Source organism: Kineococcus anabasis (assembly GCF_054590795.1).
Genome location: NZ_BAAIHU010000005.1, coordinates 50,758 through 69,365, shown reverse-complemented (window position 1 = coordinate 69,365; position 18,608 = coordinate 50,758). Strand labels below are relative to the sequence as shown.

Genomic DNA, 18,608 nt, shown 5'->3' with positions numbered 1-18,608 from the left:
CGAGCGCCCCCACCCGGTCGGCGCGGGCCCGTCAGAGCAGGCCGGTGAGGCCCACGACGGCCTCGGTGAGCATCTGGTCGTGCTGCTGCTCGCTGAGCGAGCCCTCCACGAGGCGGTGGTCCAGGATCCGGCGCACCAGCTCCAGCGCGTCGGTGCGCGCCACGGTCGCGCCGTGGGAACCCACCGCCGGGTACAGGGCCAGGGCCCGTCCGTCGCCGTGGCCCGGCCCGGCCAGCCCGGTGCCGCCCTCCCCGCCCGCGGCCAGCCGGCGCACGTCGGCGGGATCCATCGCCAGGACCATGTGCGCGATGCGGTCCAGGTCGTAGACGTCGGGCAGGTCGTCGGCCATGTCCCGATCCTGGCACCGGAGGCGGCCGCGCGCCCGTTCCCGCGCGCGGCCCCGACCTCAGCCCTGCGGGGTGGGCGCCCCGGGCGCCGTCGAGGTGATGTCCTGCAGGTCGCCGATCAGGTCGTCCAGGATCTGCGCCCAGTCCCGCACGCGCGCGTGCGACGGGCCCGCCAGCATCCGCTGGGCGGCGCGCATGTACCCGCGCAGGAACCGCAGGCGGGTCGCCGGCGGGTACGTCCTGCCCGCGAGGAACGGCAGGTCCGTCGGGACCATCCACCGGATCGCCAGCAGCGGCACGGGGCTGCGCAGCGGGCGGAAGGAGGGGTTGTGCAGCCCCGGTTCCGGGTTCCCGGCGTGGAACTGCCCGATCATCAGGCCGGCGTCGACGAACGTGGGCTTCAGCACCGCCTGCGCGCCGTCCACCAGTTCGGGGGCGTCCTCCTGCGACACCTCGGGGAAGACCAGCAGGATGCTCTTGTACGCCGCCGTGTCCCCGTCGGACGGCTCCAGCGCGAGGAACGCGCCCACGTAGTCGCGGGCCACCGCGGCGACGCCCTCCGCGGTGGGCGAGGCGAGCGGGGGCGTCGCGAACCACAGGCTGTCCAGCTGCAGCGCCCGGGGGACGAACGGGCACACCGCGCCCTTGCGGCCCAGCATCGGGTCCGGCTCGGCCAGGAACGTCCGCACCCACCGCAGCGTCACCGACAGGGGGTGCTCCCGCGGCAGGGTCCCGTCGATGGCGCCGGGCGCGAGCAGGACGTCGGTGCGCTCGGCCATGGACGTCCTCCGGGAGACGTGGTGCCGCCCGGGCGGGTGGTCCGCCGGGACGGTGCTGCGCCGGACCGGGGCTGCCCGGCCCGCCCGCACGAGGCTAACGGGCGCGCCCGGGGACGTGCTCGCCGAGCGCCGCGACGGCACCGACGGGACGGCGGCGCGCACGCGGGCCGGAGGGGCGCCGGACGGGTTCCCGGGATCGCCCCCTGCGATCCGCCGGTGTTAGCCTCCGCTCCTCCGGGAGGAACGGAACGAGGTGCACCGATGACCAGGTCCCCGCGGTCCGCGACGGACGCCCCCGTCGAGGTGCGCACCGAGCTGTCCCTGGAGTTCACGGGCCAGGACGCCGTCGGGGAACTGCTCGCCGCCGTCGACGAGCTCGTCTCGGCACCCGGCGCCCCCGAGGGCCTCGCCGCGGAGGCGGGGGAGCTGCTCGCGCAGTACGCCCGGACCCTGCGGGAGCGGGGCCACGAGGACCTCGCCGCGCTGCTGGAGCGCCGCGCGTAGGGAAGTCGCCGGGGACCGGCCCGCCGCGGTGCGGATGCCGCTATGGTCCCCACAGGTGCGCCGGGAAGCCTGGTCGGCAACGACGTCGTCGACCCCGGGAGCAGGTGCCCGCGTGAGAACCCCCCAGCCCGCGCCGGAGAACCCCCGGCGGCCCAGCCCTGCCCGGCCGCGGCCCTGCGCCGCACCCGCCCGGCGCCCCGCAGGCGACGCCCCGCCGTGCGCGCACACCGCAGCCGGGCCCCGCGCGGTCCCGGCACACCCGAGAGGACTGTGAGATGGACACCCTCATCTACGCCGCCGTCGCAGCCGGGGCGCTCCTCGTCCTGCTCGTCGTGGCCTTCGTCGCCGTCAAGATGCGCTACAAGATCGCCAGCCCGTCCGAGGCCCTCATCATCGTCGGCAAGAAGGGCAGGCCCGTCACGAACCCGGAGACCGGCCAGGTCACCACCGACCTGTCCGGGCAGAAGGTCGTGATGGGCGCCGGCGTGTTCGTCAAACCCCTCGTCCAGCAGGCCCACCGCCTGTCGCTCTCCTCGGTGCGCATCCCCATCTCCATCCGCGGCGCGGTCTCCCGCCAGGGCATCCGGCTCAACGTGGACGGGGTGGCCATCGTCAAGGTCGGCGGCACGCAGGACATGGTCCGCGCCGCCGCGCAGCGGTTCCTGCACCAGCAGAAGGAGATCGAGCCCTTCACCCAGGAGGTCCTCGCCGGCAGCCTGCGCGGAGTCATCGGGACGCTCACCGTCGAGGAGATCATCCGCGACCGGGTCGCCTTCGCCCGCCAGGTCGAGGAGGAGGCGGTGACCAGCCTGAACAACCAGGGGCTGGTCCTGGACACCCTGCAGATCCAGGACGTCAGCGACGACGGCAACTACCTCAAGGACCTCGGCCGGCCCGAGGCGGCCAACGCCCGCCGCGCCGCGGAGATCGCCGAGGCGAACAACGCCCAGGAGGCGCAGCAGGCCAAGGCCCTGTCCGACGCGAAGATCGCCCAGGCGCAGCGCGACCTGGCGCTGCAGCAGGCGCAGTTCCGCGCCGACCAGGACAAGGCCGCGGCCGAGGCCGACGCCGCCGGGCGCCTGGCCGAGGCCTCCGCGCAGCAGCAGGTCCTGCAGGAGAAGGAACGCGTCGCGCAGCGCCAGGCGGAGCTGACCGAGCGCCAGCTCGACACCGAGGTGCGCAAGCCCGCCGACGCCCGCCGCTACGAGGCCGAGCAGCAGGCGATGGCGGCCAAGACCGCGCGCGTGCTCTCCGCCGAGGCCGAGCAGCAGGCCTCCGTCGCCGCCGCGCAGGCCGACGCCGAGCGGGTCCGCCTGTCCGCGGAGGCGGAGGCGGCCCGGGTCCGGCTCGCGGCGCAGGCCGAGCTGCAGCGCCGCGGCGCCGACGCCGAGGCCGTGCGCCTCGAGGGCCAGGCGCAGGCCGAGGCCATCTCCGCGACCGGTGCCGCCAAGGCCGAGGCGCTGCAGAAGGAGGCGCAGGCGCTGAAGGAGTTCGGGGAGGCCGCGCTCACCCAGCGCGCCCTGGAGGTCCTGCCCGAGGTCGCGCAGGCCCTCGCCGGCCCGCTCGGGAGCATCAAGGACCTCACCGTCATCTCCCACGACGGCCCCGGCGCCCTCAGCCGCTCCGTCGGCGCGAACCTGCAGGAGACCTTCGAGGTCCTCAAGCGGACCACCGGCGTCGACGTGCCCGGCATGCTCACCTCCCTCGGCGGCGGGCAGGCACGCGCGGCGGACGGGGTCGCGGCGCGCGCCGACGGCTCCGCCTGAGCTGCCGCCCGGGCCGCCGCACCCGGGCTGCCGCCGGAGCGCCCCCCGCGCACCCGGCGCGGGGACCGGGCACCCTGGAGGAGCACCGGGCTGCCCTCCCGCGCCGGGGTGCGCCGTGGTCGGATGGCAGGACGCGCGGGGCTCCCGCTCCTGCGGTGCGGGCGGGCGTGCGGGAGCGGCGCAGGGGACGACGGACGGGGTGGGAGGCGGGGTGGGAGGCGGGGTGGACGCCGGGGTGGACGCCGGGGTGGACGCCGGGGTGGACTTCGCCGCGCTCTTCGACGCGGTGCCGACACCGTGCCTCGTCCTGGACCGCGACCTGCGCATCGTGGCCCTCAACGCCGCCCACGAGCGCGCCTCGGGGCGCCGGCGGCAGGAGGTGCTGGGCCTGCACGTCCTCGACGCCTTCCCCGACGTCACCCCCCGCCGCGACGGGCGGGCCAGCGACCTGGAGCAGTCCCTGGCGCGGGTGCTGCGCACCGGGCGCCCCGACACCCTGCCGGTCTACCGCTACGACATCCCCGACGGCAGCGGCGCCCTGGCGGAGCGCTGGTGGAGCGCCGTGCACCTGCCCGTCCCCGGCGCCGACGGCGACCTCGCGTTCATCATGGAGCGCGTCGAGGACGTCACCCCGTACATCCGCGAGCGCCTCCTCACCTCCGGCCGGGACGACACCGATCCGGCCGACCCCGAGCAGGCCGCCCCGGAGGAGGTCGCCGCCGAGCTGGTGCGACTGCAGGCGGCCGTGGCCGACGTCTACACCCGCGGGCAGGAGCTGCACGACGCCCTGGACGCCGAGGCGGCCACCTCCCGGCGCCTGCAGGGCCTCGTGGAGGTGGCGCTGCAGCTGGGCAGCGCCCAGAGCATCGCGGAGCTCACCAACGTGGTCATCGGGGCCGGTTTCGCGGTGCTGGGGGCCGACGACGGCGCCGTGGCGCTGCTCACCGAGGACGGCGACGCCCTGGACCTGGCGTTCAGCGACGCCGTCGGGGAGCGGACCCGGACCACCTACCACCGCCTGCCGCTGGACGCGCCGCTGCCCGTGCCCGTCGCCGCCGTCACCGGGCAGGCCGTCGTCCTGCCCGACGAGCGCTCCTGCCGGGAGTGGAGCCCCGAGCTGTCCGCGGTGATCGACGTCACCGGCTACCGCGCCACCGTGGCGCTGCCGCTGCGCAGCGGCGGCAGGGTGCTCGGGGCCCTGTCCACCAGCTGGTGGCAGGAGCAGGACTTCGACCAGCGCGACCGGGACCTCATGGAAGCCCTCGCCGCGCAGTGCGCCCAGACGCTGCACCGCATCCGGTCCCAGGAGCGGGAGCGGCGCGCCGCGGCGGCCCAGCGCAGCCTCGCCGAGAGCCTGCAGCGCAGCCTGCTCACCCGGCCCCACCAGCCCGAGGGCCTGCGGATCGCGGTGCGCTACCTGCCCGCCGCCGCCCAGGCCGAGGTCGGCGGCGACTGGTACGACTCCTTCCCCCTGCCCGGCGGCGCCCTCACCCTCGTCGTGGGCGACGTCGCCGGGCACGACCGCGACGCCGCGGCGCTCATGGCGCAGGCCCGCAACCTCCTGCGCGGGGTGTCCCTCACGCTGCGCCGCCCACCGGCGGCCGTCCTCACCGCGCTCGACGAGGCCATGCACGGCCTCGGGGTCGACACCTTCACCACCGTCGTCCTGGCCCACCTCGAGCGGACCCCCGCCGGTGCGTGGCGGCTGCACTGGTCCAACGCCGGGCACCCACCCCCGGTGCTGCTCGGTCCCGACGGCTCCGCCCGGCTGCTGGAGACCACCCCGGACCTCGTGCTCGGCCTGGACCCCGGCACCCCCCGCGCCGACCACCGCGTCGACCTGGAACCCGGAAGCACCCTGGTCGTCTACACCGACGGCCTCGTGGAGCGGCGCGACGCGCCCCTGGAGGCCGGGCTGGAGTGGCTGCGGGACACCGTCTCGGACCGGCAGGACCTGAGCGCTGAGGAGCTCTGCGACCACGTCCTCACCGGGCTGCACGACGTCCACGAGGACGACATCGCGCTGCTGGTCGTGCGGGTCGAGAGCGCGGGCGAGGACCCCGGCGACCCGCTCTGCTGAAAGGGTGACGCGCCTCAGGTGCCCTGCGGCCGCGGCCGATGGCCCGGAGGTCGGACCACTCCGGGGCGGCCGCGGGCTGCCGCGGTCCCGCCCACCACGACCACCACCCGAGGAGAGAGCCATGAGCGGTATCAGCACGTCGGTGAGCAGCGCGCACGCGGACCTGGTCGCCACCCTGCAGCAGTTCCTCCTCGGGACCGCCGGGCCCGGTTCCCTCTCCTGCCTCGAGGAGGAGGTCGAGGCGCTGCGCGACGCGATCGACGACCTCTCCATGGCCCTGGAGGCGGCGGAGGAGACCGACGCCGACGCGTTCGCCGGGTGGTCCGGCGCCGCCGCGGTCGGGGCCGCCGGAGCCTGAGGGGACCCCGGGCGGGACCGTCCGGCGGCCCGCCCGGGTCCGGCCGGATCCGCGACCTCGGGGTGGAGGTCACCGCCGGCGACTCCGGGACAGGGGTGCCCCGGTCGGTGGCGGGTTCCCGGCGGGGCGCTGGACGACACGTGAGGACCTGCCCTGGGCAGCGGTCGGGCAGCGGCGTAGCTTGTCACTCCGGGTCAGGGCGCGGCTCGCTAGCGTGACAACGGGAGTTTTCCTTGAGTCCTCACCTTCGGACGACGGTCGACGGGCCGGGCACTGCGGGACCGCCTCGCGTCGAGCTGTCCGGCAGGGCCCACCTCCACCTCCGCGGCTGCTGAGCCGGGGATGGCGGTCGACTGCGAGGCCCTGGTCCGCGCGATGGCCGAGCTCGCCGGTGCCGCGGCCGGGCAGATCAGCCCGGACGGGCTGCTGACGCGGCTCGTCGCCGTCGCCGCGCAGCACCTCGCGGTCGACGGCGTGGGGGTGATGACCAGCGAGGACGGGGCGCTGCGTCTCGTCCACGCCGACCGCAGCGACGTGGCCCGGGCCGAGCGGCTGCAGCAGCTGACGCAGGAAGGCCCCTGCCACGACGTGCTGACCTCGCGCGCCGCAGTGGTCGTGGAGGACCTGGCGGACCCGGCCCGGACGTCGTGGCCGGACTTCACCGAGCAGGCCTTGCACTCGGGTTTCCGCGCGGTCCTGGTGGTGCCCCTGGTCGCCCGGGACCGGGTGTGGGGCTCGCTGGACCTCTACCGGCGCGAGCCCGGGCCCTGGCGGCGTCAGGAGCTGGAGTGGGTCCACACGCTGGCCCACACCGCGGTCTCCCACCTGGTGATGGCCGGTGACCGCGACGACGCCCGCCGTGCGCAGCAGGAACTGACCTACCGCAGCACCCACGACGCCCTGACCGGTCTGCCGAACCGGGCCCTGCTCTTCGACCGCCTCGAACACGCGCTGAGGGCGGGGCGCCGCCACCGGCGGGTCGTCGCGCTCCTGTTCATCGACCTGGACAGGTTCAGGTCCATCAACGACACCTTCGGCCACGCCGCGGGTGACACCGTGCTGGCGACCGTCGCGACGCGCATGAACACCACGCTGCGCGCGGAGGACACCCTGGCCCGCCTGGCCGGCGACGAGTTCGCCCTCATCTGCGACCACCTGCCCCAGGCCGGCGCGGAGGACCTCGAGGAGCACGTCTCCGTCGTCGTCACCCGGCTGCGCCGCGCCCTGGCCCAGCCCATCCGGGTCGCCGGGGTCGACCTGGTGGTGTCCGCCGGCATCGGGGTCGCCCTGAGCGACGGACACCTCAGCGCCGACGACCTGCTCGCCGATGCCGATGCCGCCGTGCACGCGGCCAAGCAGCACAGGCACGGCGAGGCCGCCCCCGAGCCGGCGGTCACGGGCAGCGCCCCACCGGCGCGCCGCTCCGCCCGCCAGCTGGAGCGCCAGCTGGCGCAGGCGCTGCCCCGCGGTCAGCTGCAGGTGTACTACCAGCCCATCCTCGGAGCGGACGGCGCCGTCCACGCGGTCGAGGCGCTGCTGCGCTGGCAGCACCCCAAGCACGGGCTGCTGCCGGCCGCGGAGTTCATCGACCTCGCCTCCGGCAGCGGCCTGATCGTCGGCATGGGCCGGTGGGTCATCACCGAGGCCTGCGCCCAGATGGCCGCCTGGCGCCGCGTCCTCGGCGAGGGCGCGCCGCGGACCACCTACGTCAACCTCAGCGCCCGCGAGCTGGTGGACCCCGGCCTCACGGCCACCCTGGCCACCGCGCTGCGCGCGCACGACCTGGCGCCGGAGCAGCTCGGCCTGGAACTGCTGGAGAGCAGTTTCATCGACCCCCAGGTGCTGCCCGCCCTCCACGAGCAGCAGCGGCGCGGGCACCCGCTCTCCGTCGACGACTTCGGCACCGGCTACTCCTCCCTCTCCCGACTGGTGGAGCTCCCGGTGCGCATCGCCAAGATCGACCGCAGCTTCGTCGCCGGTCTGGGGCACGACCGCCGCCGCAGGGCGCTGGTCGAGGCCGTCGTCACCGTCGCCCACGGCCTCGACCTGCGTGTCGTCGCCGAGGGCGTGGAGACCCCGGCCCAGGCAGGTCAGGTCACCCGGGCCGGCTGCCACTACCTCCAGGGTTTCCACTGCGGCCGTCCGCAACCCGCCGAAGCCCTCACCGCGGCGTGGGCCGTCCGAGGGAGGGCGTGACCCGGGGGATCCCGGTTCGCGGGCGACGGCGCGGTGGGACACGGGGTGTCGGCAGGACGTGCCCCGCAGGTCGGCCCCACGCTCGTCCGGCCGCGGAGGCCCGGAAATCGCATGCAGGGAGTAACCTGGCGTCAGCGGCCTGTAGAGCTTTGCTGACCGGCTTTCGACTCGAGCAGCGACCGCTGCCCGTGCTGAGCTGACGGGTGGCAGGCCATGGCCGATCAGGGCCAGCTGGTGCAGACGTTCGTGGACTTCGCCGAACGGGCCACCGGCACCTTCGACATCGAGAACATCCTGCGCGACCTGGCGCTCGCCGCCGGACGGGTCCTGCCCGTCGACGGAGCCGGGGTCGCCTACCGGGTGGGTGAGCGCATGGCCCTCGTCCACGCCTCCCCGGCGCTCGTCGACGACGCCGAACGGGTCCAGGACGGCCTGCAGACAGGTCCCTGCAAGGACGCGGCGGCCACCGGCGAGGTGGTCGTGGCGGAGGACCTGGCGCTCGACGGTCACCGCTGGCCGGGTTTCGCCGAGCACGCGGTCGCCCTGGGGCTCAACGCGGTGGTCGCCGTCCCGCTGCTCGCCCGCGGACAGGTCTGGGGTGCGCTCGACCTCTACCGCGCCGCCCCCGGCCCGTTCGAGCCCGCGGACCTGGCCGCCGCCCGCAGCCTGGCGAACGTCGCCTGCAGCTACGTGGTGATGGCCCACGACCGCGACGTCGCCCGCAACGCCCAGCAGGAGGCGGCCCACGCCGCCACCCACGACGCGCTGACCGGCCTGCCCAACCGGGCCCTGCTGTACGACCGCCTGGAGCACGCCGTGGCCACCGCTCAGCGCCGCAGCGCGCCGCTGGCGCTGCTGTTCCTCGACCTGGACGGTTTCAAGGACGTCAACGACACCCACGGCCACCTCGTCGGCGACCAGCTGCTCGTCGAGGTCGCCGCGCGCCTGTCCGCCACCCTGCGCACCGGGGACACCCTGGCCCGCCTGGGCGGGGACGAGTTCGTCATCGTCTGCGAGAACCTGCCCCCCGGCCCCTCCGGAGCCGTCGCCGGGGACACCACCACCGCCATCGCGCACCGCGTCCGCGCCACCCTGGAGCAGCCGGCCGTCCTCGACGGACACACGATCACCCCGAGGGTCAGCGTCGGCGTGGTCACCCTCAGCGAGGTCCGGGGCGACTCCCACGAACTCCTCCGGGCCGCCGACCACGCCATGTACGAGGCCAAGCGACGGGGCCGTGCAGCCACCGGCAGGGACCGCGGCGACAGGAGGAGCATGCCCCGCCAGCGCGAGCAGCCCACGGTGCTCGACCCGGAGGCTCGCGAGCCGCAGCACCGGGTTCCGGGCGAGGCGCCCGCCGACCCCTCGTGACGACCGACGACGGGTCGGGGGACCGGCGGCCCGGTTGAGCCCCGGCAGGGCACCGCACCGGGCGGTGCCGCCGCATCCGTCGGCGCGGTGTGAGCGCGCGTCCGCCCTCGTCCGCCGGGTGTCGACCCGTGCGCTCGTCCCGCGGCGGATGCGCCGCTGCGTCGATGCGGTGGAGCCGTCGAGGGGCGACCGCAGACGTGCGGCACGACCGAAGGCCTCCTACCCGGAGCACCCCTCCTCCCGCCCGGTCCTCCGCCGGTGGCGTCAGGCGGGAACGGGTGGAGGAGGTGGTCGACGAGGACCTGCACATCGGGCCCCGGGACCTGACCCTGCAGGGCGGCGTGAGCGGACGTCGCGCCCGTGGGTCGGGATGACCGCGAAGCCATGACCCGCTGCCCGGAAGGCGCGGGCTGGCTGCCGGACGCGTGCGGGCAGCGCAGCAGACCCAGGACACCAGGCCGTGCCCGGGGAGCGGGTCACTCGCGGGCGGCGAGTTCCTCGGCCAGTTCCATGCACCGCAAGCGGGCCGGGGAGAAGTCGTAGGGCATCTTCCCGACGGCTTCGACTGCGCTCATGGATTCCCGCCCCCTGCCGGAGCGTCGGCCGGCCTCGTCCTCATCTCCACCGGCGGCAGCGGGGTGCAGTGCTTCCCACGAGTCGAAGAGCGCGTCGTCGGCCTGCGCGAGTCCGGACTCCTCGATGGTGGCGTGCAGCGTCCGCTCGAAGGCGTGCCGTTCAGCCGCCACCTGGACCACCCGGGGATCGTCGACGGCGACCGTGTCGTCGAGCGCGGCCTCGGCGGCCTCGACACGGTCCGCTTCCTCCCGCAGACCCGGGTGGGTGGCCAGGGCGATGAAACGGGTGGCTTGGACGGCCGCTCCGAGCGGGCCGAGGATCCGTTCGGTGATCAGCAGGGTGTCCAGGTCCGCCTGGCGCAGGGAACCCTCGGGCAGGCCCACCAGGCGGCTGCTGACGAAGTCGGAGAGCAGCCCGGTCCTGCTGCCCCTGGTGCGCATGCGCTGCACGGCGGTCCGCTGCCGTCGCAGCTCCGCTTCCCGGGCGAGGAGGGCACCCTCCAGCCGTCCCAGGGCGTCCGCGACGTCGTGGTCGCTGTCGGGGCCGGCAGGAGCCGTGCCGGTGAAGGCGTCCCGGATGTCGTCCAAGGCGATCCCGGCGTCGGCCATCTTGCGGATCCACAGCAGCCGGACCACCTCGTCGTAGCGGTAGCGGCGGCGGCCGTCACCGCCTCGCTCGGGTTCGGGGAGCAGGCCGATCTCGTGGTAGTGGCGGATCGCCCGCGGTGTGGTGCCGACGAACGATGCCGCGTCACCGATCTTGACCTGACGCGGCGCGATGAAGGACGAGGACATGATCGGACCTTCCTCGGTGGGCGGTACGTGGGTCCACCGCATCACGTGACGCTGCGGAAGGTGCAACTCCGGGCACTCCGCCCCGCACGCGTCACGACCCGGCGTTCGTCGGGCCGGGATCGTCGGCCCGGGATCCCGGCAACCGGACCGGGTCGGCCCGACGCTCGCAGGCCGGCCACGGCGGATGTCGCACCGGGTCGGCCGTGGGGTGGGGATGCCCGTGCGCGAGCGCCTTCGACGACGTCACTGCACGGCTGTGCCGGTGGGAACCGGTCCGGGTACCGCTACCCCGGCCCGCTGGTCGAGTCCGCGGGCTGTGCGGTGCGCTGGGCGGCCAGGATGCCCAACAGCGCCAGCCCGTCCGCGCTGGGGGTGCCCGCTGCGGCGTGGTAGACCGCGAGCTGCTGTCCCGGGTGCCCGCGGACGTCGAAGGTCTGCACGTGCAGCGTCAGCTCGCCCGCTTCCGGGTGCGCGAAACGCTTGTGCTCGGCCGTCTTGCCGCGCGCGTCGTGCCGGGCCCACGCCCGCTCGAACCCGGGGCTGGCGCTGAGACGTCCGCGGACCTCGCGGATGCGCCCGTCACCGGGGTGCGCCCCGTCGGCCAGGCGCAGCGCGGCGACGCTGTCCCGCGCGACGACGTCCCGATCCGGGTACAGCGATCGTGCCAGCGGATCGCGGAAGACGAACTCCACGAGGTTGCGCGTCGTCGGGAAACCACCGAACAGCTCCTCGGCGAGCGGGTTGGACGCCAGCACGTCCAGGGCGCGGCCGAGGACCAGCGCGGGGGTCGCCGGCCAGGCCTGCAGCAACCCGGACAGCCGGGGGTCCACCCGCTCGGGACCCGGCGGGGTCGCGGCGGGGGCCAGACCGGCCAGCCGGTACAGGTGCCCGGCGCCGTCGCGGGGCAACCGCAGCGCCGCGGCGAGGGCGTCGAGCACGGCGGGCGAGGGTCCTCGCTCGCGGCCCTGTTCCAGCCGGACGTAGTACTCGACGCTGATGTCCGCGAGCAGCGCGACCTCGCTGCGGCGCAGGCCCGGCACCCGGCGGCGCGTCCCGACCGGGAGGCCGACGTCGGCGGGGGAGACGTCGGCCCGGCGTGCGCGGAGGTAGTTCCCGAGGCTGCTCACACCGTCACCGTCCTCACGACCTCGCCGTGTCCGCCGTCCTCACCGTAGCCCGGGGTGGACCGGTGAGGGTGGCCGTGCTGCGGCCACCCTCGGCGCGGCCTCCTCACCGGTCCGGCGCGCGGGCAACCTCGTGGGCATGACCGAACAGAAGATCGTCCTCGTCACCGGCGCCTCCAGCGGGATCGGGGAGGGCGTGGCCCGGGAACTGGCCGCGGCCGGGCACCACGTCGTCCTCACCGCCCGCCGCCGCGACCGCCTCGAGCAGGTCGCGGCCGACATCACCCGCAGCGGCGGGCTGGCCTCGAGCGCCGTCCTCGACGTCACCGACGCCGGGGCCCACCGCGAGGTGGTCGAGGCGGTCGTCGCCGCGCACGGCCGCCTCGACGTCCTCGTCGGCAACTCCGGGGTCATGCTGCTGTCCTCGATGACCGCGCTGCAGGCGCAGGAGTGGGACCGCATGGTCGACGTCAACGTCAGGGGCGTCCTGCACGGCATCGCCGCGGCCCTGCCGCACTTCCTGCAGCAGGGGGCGGGGCACTTCGTGACCACGGCGTCGGTCGGGGCGCACCAGGTCCACCCCGGCGCCGCGGTGTACTGCGCCACCAAGTACGCGGTGTGGGCCATCATGGAAGGGCTGCGCCAGGACCTGCCGCCGGCGATCCGCGCGACGACCATCACGCCCGGCGTGGTGGAGAGCGAGCTGGCCGCCCACATCACCGACCCTGCGGCGAGCGCGGCGATGGTCGGGTTCCGCCGCAACGCCATCGCGCCCTCGGCGATCGGCCGGGCTGTCGCCTACGCGCTCGGTGAGCCGGCCGACGTCGACGTCAACGAGGTCGTCGTCCGTCCGAGCGCACACCGCCCCTGAGTGCCTGTGGCGCAGCCCGCCCCGCTGACGGGCCGTCGAACTCGGGGGGCACTGGTTCTGGCCGAAGTCCGTGCCGTCCGGCTCCGGTGGGCGGGGCACACGGGACATGACGGGACGTGATACGACGAGGTGGGCGCGGCAGGGCAGGACGGGGCACCGTGCCGTCGCGCGACGAGTGCTCCTAGGTCTCTCGTGTCGGTCGTCCGCGCAGTTTGGCGGCGATGTCGGCCAGCGCCTGCTGCTCGGTGGGGCCGAGCGGGTCGAGCACCCACCGCCGCACCGAGCGCAGGTGGACCGGTGCGGCGGCGCGCACCACCTCGTAGCCTGCCTCGGTGAGCTCCACGAGGGTGTACCGACCGTCGTCGGGGTCGGGGGAGCGTCGGGCCCATCCTCGCTGCTCGAAGCGCTTGACGACGTTGGACAGGCGCGACAGCGACCCGTTGGCCAGGTAGGCCAGTTCGCTCATCCTCAGGCGGCGTCCGGGAGCCTCGGACATGTGGCTGAGCGCGAGGTAGTCGAAGAGGCTCAGGCCGGCCTCTTCCTGCAACATCGACTCGAGGCGTCCCGGCAGCAACAGGACCAGCGAGACCAGCCCCGTCCAGGCCTCCTTCTCGTCGGCTGTCAGCCAGAGCGGTTCCTCCGCCGTCGTCGCGGTGCTGGTCTCCACCGCGGTGTCGGCCGCCCTCGCGGTGTCGGCCGCACCACCGCCGGGGTCCGCGCTGCCGGTCGTGGCCATGGGCGCACGATACCGAGCCGCCAGGACTTCACGCCTGAAGTGAGGAGTGGTACGTTCACTTCACACATGAAGTCAACATGAGGTGATGACCATGACCGAGCCGCAGTTCTTCGCCACTCCCGGATACGGCCAGCGGCAGCTGTCCGTCATGCACTACCAGCAGGCGGTCCGCACCGGTGACCGCGTCGACATCTCCGGGCAGGGGGGGTGGGATGACGACTTCACCTTCCCCGCCGCCCTCGAGGACGAGATCGTGCGTGCGTTCGACAACGTCGAGCGCACCCTGGCGACCGCGGGTGCCACGTGGCGCGATGTGATCGCCGTGGACTCTTACCACGTCCCCGAGTCCCCGGAGTTCATCGGGGAGACCCACAACCGGGTGATGGTGGAGCAGATGCGGGCACGGATGGGAGAGCGTGCCCCCATCTGGACCGAGGTCGGCGTCGCGGCCCTGGGGGCGCCGAAGATGCGTGTCGAGATCCGTGTCAGCGCCATCACCGCTCCTCCCGGCCAGGACGGGTGAGTGCGGGGCTCCCGTCACGACGCTCCCCGCCCCGAACCGGGGGAGCCGTCACCGGGCGGAGGGTCGCGGCGTGAAGCGGTGACCAGGCGTTCCCGGACGTGAGGGGATCGTCGGACGGGGCACCCACGCCTCGTGGGTTCGACGACCGGCCCCCCGTCGAGCCGTGCGTGCCCGGGCTTCGAGCTTCTGCGCGGAGCCTGGGGGACCTCCCGGGCTCCGTCGACCGGCGCGGTGTGGGAGCGGTGCGGGCGGGCGGGAGTCATCGGTGGGCAGCGATCAGAGCTGCGTGGTGCCGCCGTCCACGACGAGCTCGGCGCCGGTGGTGTAGGTGGCGTCGAAGGCGAGGAAGGCGGCAGCCCTGGCGACCTCCTCGGGCGTGCCGAAACGCTGCATGGGGTTGTCCGCGACCCTCTCGGCCTTGAACTGCTCGGCAGCTTCCGCGGTCATCGTGGTCTCCAGGATCCCGGTGTCGATGGGGCCGGGGCTCACCGCGTTGACGCGGATGCCGCGCGGGAGCAGCTCACGGGCCAGGCTGCGGGCCAGGGAGCGCAGCGCCGCCTTGCTGGCCGCGTAGACGCTGGTCCCCGGCAGGCCGACGGCGTTGGCGACCGAGGTGGTGAGCACGACACCGGAGCCGGTGCTCAGCAGCGGGGCGAGCTTCTGCACGGTGAAGTAGGCCCCTCGGACGTTGATCGCGTGCACCTCGTCGAAGGCCTGTTCGGTCGTCGTGCCGAAGGGCGTCAGGGATGCGATGCCGGCGTTGACGAACAGCGCATCGACTGTTCCGAGCTCGCTGCCCACCCGGTCGGCCAGCGCCTCCAGATCGGGCACCGAGGACACGTCGCTGCGGACTGCCAGCGCGTTCTCCCCGAGCCGCTCCCGGGCGCCCTCCAGCGTGGTCCGGGAGCGCCCGGTGATCACCACCCGGCCGCCGCCGTCGACGAGCAGCTTCGCGATCGCGAACCCGATGCCGCTCCCGCCACCTGTGATCACGGCGCTCCTGCCGCCGTAGTTCCCTCTGGCAGCGTCCATCGTCTTGTCTCCTCCTGCTCGGTGGTGTTCCCGGGTGCGCTCAGCACCTGCCGGCGGGTGGTTCAGATGGCGGAGGTGCCGCCGTCGACGGCCAGCTCCACCCCGTTGACGTACGACGAGTCGTCCGAGGCGAGGAACAGGGCCACCGATGCGATCTCCTCGGGGCGGCCCATCCGCCCGCGCGGGATCAGCGACTCGAACTGCTGCTTCGTCTGCTCGTCGAACAGCTGCTCCTGGATCGGCGTGCCGACCTGCCCCGGGCTCAGGACGTTCACCCGGATCCGCCTGTCCTTGAGCTCGTACAGCCACACCCGCGCGTAGGCCAGCAGCGCAGCCTTGCTCGCGGCGTAGACGCTCCACCCGGGCCAGCCCTTGACCGAGGCGATCGAGCTGGTCATGAAGATCGAGCCGCCGTCGTTGAACAGGGGCAGCGCCTTCTGGACGGTGAACAGGGTCCCCCGCGTGTTCAGCCCGAACGTCCGATCGAAGTGCTCCTCGGTGATCTCGCCCAGGTTGCCGGGTTCTCCCGTTCCGGCGCTGGCGAAGAGCACATCGATGCTGCCTCTCTCGCGCCGGACCGTGTCGAACAGGCGGTCGAGGTCGTCGAGGCTGCTCGCATCGCCCTGCACGCCGGTGACATCCCGCCCGATCGACGCCACGGCCGCATCGAGGGTCCCCTGCTCGCGGCCGGTGATGAACACGTACGCACCCTCCTCCACGAACAACCTGGCGCTGGCCAGCGCCAGGCCGCTCGAGCCGCCGGTGACGACCGCGACCTTGCCGTCGAGCTTGCCCACGTCGGTACCTCCCGTCGGATGCCTCCGATCCGACGTTAGTTCTTCGACGAAGGTTCGTCAATATACGAACCTCTGGCGCGATGCTCGGCTCGGTCCGTGCTGGGCGAGGGGTGGGCGGGCGGCTGCGGCGACCCGTCCGGCGCGTCAGCTCTCGTGGCGCAACAGGTCGAGCAGACCGGGAAACCGCTGGTCGATCTCAGCGGACCGCAACCGCACGAACACGCGGTTGCCGTGGTCGAGCGTCTCCACGAGCCCGGCCTCGTGCAGGACGCGCATGTGCTGCGTCAGGGTGGACCTGCTGACGGTGACGTTGAGGGCGGCGCACGACTCCACCTGCCCACCGGGCGTCTGCAGCAGTGTCGTGACGATGTGGCGACGGAGCGGGTTCGCCAGCGCCTTGAAGGTCGCGTCGAGGGAGAGCTCGACATCGGCTGCGCGGTCGACCGTCGACATCGTTGCTCCCCTCGCGGCGTACGTTCGATGATCAGCGTACCTCGGTGGCCGGGTCCGCGGAGCCGTCGAGCACGCTCGGACCCCCGCAGGTGGTGCGGCCCCACCTGCGGGGGTCCGAGCGTCATCAGGGGGCGCCTCCCGCGTGCGGGGGATGATCGACACCGTCCTCCTGGTTGCACGGGTTCCCCGGTCCGTCCACCGGCGCACCGTTCCTGCCGGATCTCCTGCAACACCCCCCCTGTGGCGCCGGCCCGTCGTCGTCCTGCTCCCCGTCGAGTCCGCCCCCGACGCTCTCGACCTGGGCGACCTGGGCGACCTGGGCTGGACGCTGCGGGTGGGGGCTGTCCCCACCGTCCTGGCGGTGCGATTCGTCGAGGCTCCGATCCGTTCCCGGGCGCGGTGGGCGAATGGTCAGGACCGGTAGCGGGTCGCGAGGTGCGCGGACTGGCCCTGAAAGGCGGCGAGGTCGGCTGCGAACACGCGCTGCAGCAGGTCCTCCCGCTCGAGGCCCGGCGCGGTGACGGTCTCCCCGAGCTCCAGACCACGGAGGCTCGCGGTGACGACGTCGGCGGCGCTCATGCGCGGGACCGCGCTGAGGTCCAGGCCCTGCCGCTCGTGGAACTCGGTGGCGACGGCACCCGGGCACAGCGCCTGGACGTGGACCCCGTGCGGTGACAGTTCGGCGTGCAGTGTCTGCGACAGGGCCACGCTGTGCGCCAGGCTCGCCGCGTACACCGCACGGCGCAGCGGCACCTGCTCCAGGCTCGCCGGGCCGCTGAAGGCGATCATCCCGGACACGTTGACGATCTGCCCGGCGCCACGTGCGACCATGCCCGGCGCGACCGCGCGCGCCAGCAGCGTCGGTGCGAGCACCTTCACCCCGACCAGCTCCGCCGCCTGCGCCGGCGGGAGCTCGGTGAACGCCTTGTAGTGCGCCACGCCGGCGTTGTTGACCAGCATCGTCACCGGCTCGTCCCCGACCGCGGCGATCACCTCCTCGATGCCGTCCTGCGTCGCCAGATCCGCGACGACCGTCCGCACGTCAACCTCGGGGAACTCCGCCTCCAACTCGTCGAGCCGCTCCTGCCGGCGCCCGACCGCGATCACGTCCACGCCCTGCGCCGCCAGCCGGCGCGCGTACTCGCGCCCGATCCCGGACGACGCACCGGTCACCACTGCCAACCCACCCACGGTTCCTCCTCGTCCGCAGCCGCACGCGCGGCATCGAGAGCGTCTCCACCTCCGGTTCGGAGCATGCCCGCTCCGTCCGCCGCCCAGGGTGGTCCCGCCGCCGTCGCAGCGGGTATGCCCCCGCGACAGTGGTCCCGGCAGGGCCACGACCAGCCCGGTGCCGAGACCTACGATGACGGCGTGGCGTCCACGGACAACCTGCTCGGTGACTACCTCCGCGCCCGCCGCGCGCAGGTCCGCCCCGACCAGGTCGGCCTCCCCGACACCGGGAACCGCCGGGTTCCGGGCCTGCGCCGGGCGGAGGTCGCCCTCCTCGCGGGGATCAGCCCCGACTACTACCTCCGCCTCGAGCAGGGCCGCGACCGGCGCCCGTCGCCGCAGATCCTGCAGGCCCTCGCCGGCGTCTTCGGGCTCGACCCGACCGGGACCGCCTACCTGCTCTCCCTCGCGGAGCAGGCCCCGGCGCGGGCTCGCCGGCGGTCGCGGCGCGAGAGCGTCCCCGACGGCATCCGGAAACTCCTGACGTCCCTGCACCTGCCCGCCTTCGTCGAGGGCCGCTACTTCGACGTCCTCGACGCCAACCCGCTCGCCACCGCGCTCTCCCCCCGGCTCGTGGCGGGGGAGAACCGTCTTCGTTCCGTCTTCCTCGACCCCGACGAGAGAGCCCTCTACCCGGACTGGGACGACACCACCGCCCGGCTCGTCGCGGGGTTCCGCCGCTCCGTCGGAACCGACACCGACGACCCGCGCTTCGTCGAGCTCGTCGGCGAGCTCGCCCTCGCCAGTGATCGATTCCGGACCCTCTGGGCGCAGCACGACGTCCAGGCCCGGCAGAACTGGCCGGTGACCATCGATCACCCCCTCGTCGGGTCGCTCACCCTCAACCGCGAGAAGCTCGTCGTCGGTGACACCGCGCAGACCCTCGTCCTCGCCGTCTTCCATCCCGACCCGGGGACCGACAACGCCGACAAGCTCGCTCTGCTGGCCTCCTACACAGCTTCCGCACCGCTCGGTGAGGCCGCAGGAGGGACGCCGCACCGTCGAGGAGGGTGACCGGCATCCTGTGCACCAGGCGCAGTCCGGGAGAACCGGCAGACCTGCGACGGACCA

The 18,608-nt window shown here is 74.2% G+C and carries 18 protein-coding genes; 9 read left to right on the top strand and 9 right to left on the bottom strand.

Annotation, left to right across the window (positions count from 1 at the left end; genetic code table 11):
* Nucleotides 1-31: 31 nt before the first annotated feature.
* Both ACYQBY_RS08490 and ACYQBY_RS08485 read right to left on the bottom strand, forming a co-directional pair.
* On the bottom strand, nucleotides 32-349 hold the full coding sequence (locus ACYQBY_RS08490; protein WP_459643423.1) for a hypothetical protein: 318 nt from the start codon (nucleotides 347-349) through the stop codon (nucleotides 32-34).
* A gap of 57 nt (nucleotides 350-406) precedes the next feature.
* Nucleotides 407-1,126 carry a DUF6875 domain-containing protein gene (locus tag ACYQBY_RS08485; protein WP_459643422.1) on the bottom strand — a complete coding sequence of 240 codons (720 nt, stop codon included), beginning with the start codon at nucleotides 1,124-1,126 and terminating at the stop codon, nucleotides 407-409.
* Between the two features lie 261 nt (nucleotides 1,127-1,387).
* Between ACYQBY_RS08485 and ACYQBY_RS08480 the strand changes: the two genes are divergently transcribed.
* The 6 genes from ACYQBY_RS08480 (at nucleotide 1,388) to ACYQBY_RS08455 (ending at nucleotide 9,401) form a co-directional block, all read left to right on the top strand.
* Nucleotides 1,388-1,630, top strand: a complete 243-nt coding sequence (locus ACYQBY_RS08480) for a hypothetical protein (RefSeq protein ID WP_459643421.1) — start codon at nucleotides 1,388-1,390, stop codon at nucleotides 1,628-1,630.
* A gap of 275 nt (nucleotides 1,631-1,905) precedes the next feature.
* On the top strand, nucleotides 1,906-3,396 hold the full coding sequence (locus ACYQBY_RS08475) for a flotillin family protein (RefSeq protein WP_459643420.1): 1,491 nt from the start codon (nucleotides 1,906-1,908) through the stop codon (nucleotides 3,394-3,396).
* A 223-nt stretch (nucleotides 3,397-3,619) separates the two neighbouring features.
* Nucleotides 3,620-5,476, top strand: a complete 1,857-nt coding sequence (locus ACYQBY_RS08470; protein ID WP_459643419.1) for a SpoIIE family protein phosphatase — start codon at nucleotides 3,620-3,622, stop codon at nucleotides 5,474-5,476.
* Nucleotides 5,477-5,597: 121 nt separating this feature from the next.
* A complete protein-coding gene (locus ACYQBY_RS08465) occupies nucleotides 5,598-5,834 on the top strand; it encodes a hypothetical protein (protein WP_459643418.1) in 237 nt (78 codons plus the stop codon).
* Nucleotides 5,835-6,176: 342 nt separating this feature from the next.
* Nucleotides 6,177-8,030 carry a putative bifunctional diguanylate cyclase/phosphodiesterase gene (locus ACYQBY_RS08460; protein ID WP_459643417.1) on the top strand — a complete coding sequence of 618 codons (1,854 nt, stop codon included), beginning with the start codon at nucleotides 6,177-6,179 and terminating at the stop codon, nucleotides 8,028-8,030.
* Nucleotides 8,031-8,243: 213 nt separating this feature from the next.
* Complete coding sequence (locus ACYQBY_RS08455) at nucleotides 8,244-9,401, top strand: diguanylate cyclase domain-containing protein (RefSeq protein ID WP_459643416.1); 1,158 nt, start codon at nucleotides 8,244-8,246, stop codon at nucleotides 9,399-9,401.
* 476 nt (nucleotides 9,402-9,877) lie between these two features.
* On the opposite strand, the gene ACYQBY_RS08450 is transcribed toward ACYQBY_RS08455, so the two are convergent.
* Together ACYQBY_RS08450 and ACYQBY_RS08445 are read right to left on the bottom strand one after the other, a co-directional pair.
* Nucleotides 9,878-10,771, bottom strand: coding sequence for a MerR family transcriptional regulator (locus tag ACYQBY_RS08450; protein WP_459643415.1), 894 nt, complete (start codon nucleotides 10,769-10,771; stop codon nucleotides 9,878-9,880).
* 284 nt (nucleotides 10,772-11,055) lie between these two features.
* On the bottom strand, nucleotides 11,056-11,898 hold the full coding sequence (locus tag ACYQBY_RS08445) for an MmyB family transcriptional regulator (protein WP_459643414.1): 843 nt from the start codon (nucleotides 11,896-11,898) through the stop codon (nucleotides 11,056-11,058).
* A gap of 136 nt (nucleotides 11,899-12,034) precedes the next feature.
* Between ACYQBY_RS08445 and ACYQBY_RS08440 the strand changes: the two genes are divergently transcribed.
* Nucleotides 12,035-12,766, top strand: coding sequence for an SDR family oxidoreductase (locus ACYQBY_RS08440; protein ID WP_459643413.1), 732 nt, complete (start codon nucleotides 12,035-12,037; stop codon nucleotides 12,764-12,766).
* Nucleotides 12,767-12,947: 181 nt separating this feature from the next.
* Here ACYQBY_RS08440 and ACYQBY_RS08435 read toward each other — a convergent pair whose 3' ends face one another.
* Entirely contained in the window at nucleotides 12,948-13,502 is a 555-nt protein-coding gene (locus tag ACYQBY_RS08435; RefSeq protein ID WP_459643412.1) for a MarR family winged helix-turn-helix transcriptional regulator, read from the bottom strand.
* A 91-nt stretch (nucleotides 13,503-13,593) separates the two neighbouring features.
* Here ACYQBY_RS08435 and ACYQBY_RS08430 point away from each other — a divergent pair, with 91 nt between their 5' ends.
* Nucleotides 13,594-14,025: a Rid family hydrolase gene (locus tag ACYQBY_RS08430; protein ID WP_459643411.1), complete on the top strand. Its 432-nt coding sequence runs from the start codon at nucleotides 13,594-13,596 to the stop codon at nucleotides 14,023-14,025.
* A gap of 276 nt (nucleotides 14,026-14,301) precedes the next feature.
* On the opposite strand, the gene ACYQBY_RS08425 is transcribed toward ACYQBY_RS08430, so the two are convergent.
* The 4 genes from ACYQBY_RS08425 to ACYQBY_RS08410 form a co-directional block, all read right to left on the bottom strand.
* A complete protein-coding gene (locus ACYQBY_RS08425) occupies nucleotides 14,302-15,057 on the bottom strand; it encodes an SDR family oxidoreductase (RefSeq protein WP_459643410.1) in 756 nt (251 codons plus the stop codon).
* Between the two features lie 62 nt (nucleotides 15,058-15,119).
* Nucleotides 15,120-15,854, bottom strand: a complete 735-nt coding sequence (locus tag ACYQBY_RS08420) for an SDR family NAD(P)-dependent oxidoreductase (protein WP_459643409.1) — start codon at nucleotides 15,852-15,854, stop codon at nucleotides 15,120-15,122.
* A gap of 144 nt (nucleotides 15,855-15,998) precedes the next feature.
* Complete coding sequence (locus ACYQBY_RS08415; protein ID WP_459643408.1) at nucleotides 15,999-16,307, bottom strand: ArsR/SmtB family transcription factor; 309 nt, start codon at nucleotides 16,305-16,307, stop codon at nucleotides 15,999-16,001.
* 411 nt (nucleotides 16,308-16,718) lie between these two features.
* Complete coding sequence (locus tag ACYQBY_RS08410) at nucleotides 16,719-17,498, bottom strand: SDR family NAD(P)-dependent oxidoreductase (protein ID WP_459643407.1); 780 nt, start codon at nucleotides 17,496-17,498, stop codon at nucleotides 16,719-16,721.
* Nucleotides 17,499-17,678: 180 nt separating this feature from the next.
* On the opposite strand from ACYQBY_RS08410, the gene ACYQBY_RS08405 reads away from it, so the two are divergent.
* Complete coding sequence (locus tag ACYQBY_RS08405) at nucleotides 17,679-18,551, top strand: helix-turn-helix domain-containing protein (protein WP_459643406.1); 873 nt, start codon at nucleotides 17,679-17,681, stop codon at nucleotides 18,549-18,551.
* Nucleotides 18,552-18,608: the final 57 nt, after the last annotated feature.

Excerpts from the sequence above, each read along its gene's own strand:
- ACYQBY_RS08490 (WP_459643423.1), bottom strand. The coding sequence starts at position 349 with ATGGCCGACGACCTGCCCGACGTCTACGACCTGGACCGCATCGCGCAC.
- ACYQBY_RS08485 (WP_459643422.1), bottom strand. The coding sequence starts at position 1,126 with ATGGCCGAGCGCACCGACGTCCTGCTCGCGCCCGGCGCCATCGACGGG.
- ACYQBY_RS08480 (WP_459643421.1), top strand. The coding sequence starts at position 1,388 with ATGACCAGGTCCCCGCGGTCCGCGACGGACGCCCCCGTCGAGGTGCGC.
- ACYQBY_RS08475 (WP_459643420.1), top strand. The coding sequence starts at position 1,906 with ATGGACACCCTCATCTACGCCGCCGTCGCAGCCGGGGCGCTCCTCGTC.
- ACYQBY_RS08465 (WP_459643418.1), top strand. The coding sequence starts at position 5,598 with ATGAGCGGTATCAGCACGTCGGTGAGCAGCGCGCACGCGGACCTGGTC.
- ACYQBY_RS08460 (WP_459643417.1), top strand. The coding sequence starts at position 6,177 with ATGGCGGTCGACTGCGAGGCCCTGGTCCGCGCGATGGCCGAGCTCGCC.
- ACYQBY_RS08455 (WP_459643416.1), top strand. The coding sequence starts at position 8,244 with ATGGCCGATCAGGGCCAGCTGGTGCAGACGTTCGTGGACTTCGCCGAA.
- ACYQBY_RS08450 (WP_459643415.1), bottom strand. The coding sequence starts at position 10,771 with ATGTCCTCGTCCTTCATCGCGCCGCGTCAGGTCAAGATCGGTGACGCG.
- ACYQBY_RS08440 (WP_459643413.1), top strand. The coding sequence starts at position 12,035 with ATGACCGAACAGAAGATCGTCCTCGTCACCGGCGCCTCCAGCGGGATC.
- ACYQBY_RS08435 (WP_459643412.1), bottom strand. The coding sequence starts at position 13,502 with ATGGCCACGACCGGCAGCGCGGACCCCGGCGGTGGTGCGGCCGACACC.
- ACYQBY_RS08430 (WP_459643411.1), top strand. The coding sequence starts at position 13,594 with ATGACCGAGCCGCAGTTCTTCGCCACTCCCGGATACGGCCAGCGGCAG.
- ACYQBY_RS08425 (WP_459643410.1), bottom strand. The coding sequence starts at position 15,057 with ATGGACGCTGCCAGAGGGAACTACGGCGGCAGGAGCGCCGTGATCACA.
- ACYQBY_RS08415 (WP_459643408.1), bottom strand. The coding sequence starts at position 16,307 with ATGTCGACGGTCGACCGCGCAGCCGATGTCGAGCTCTCCCTCGACGCG.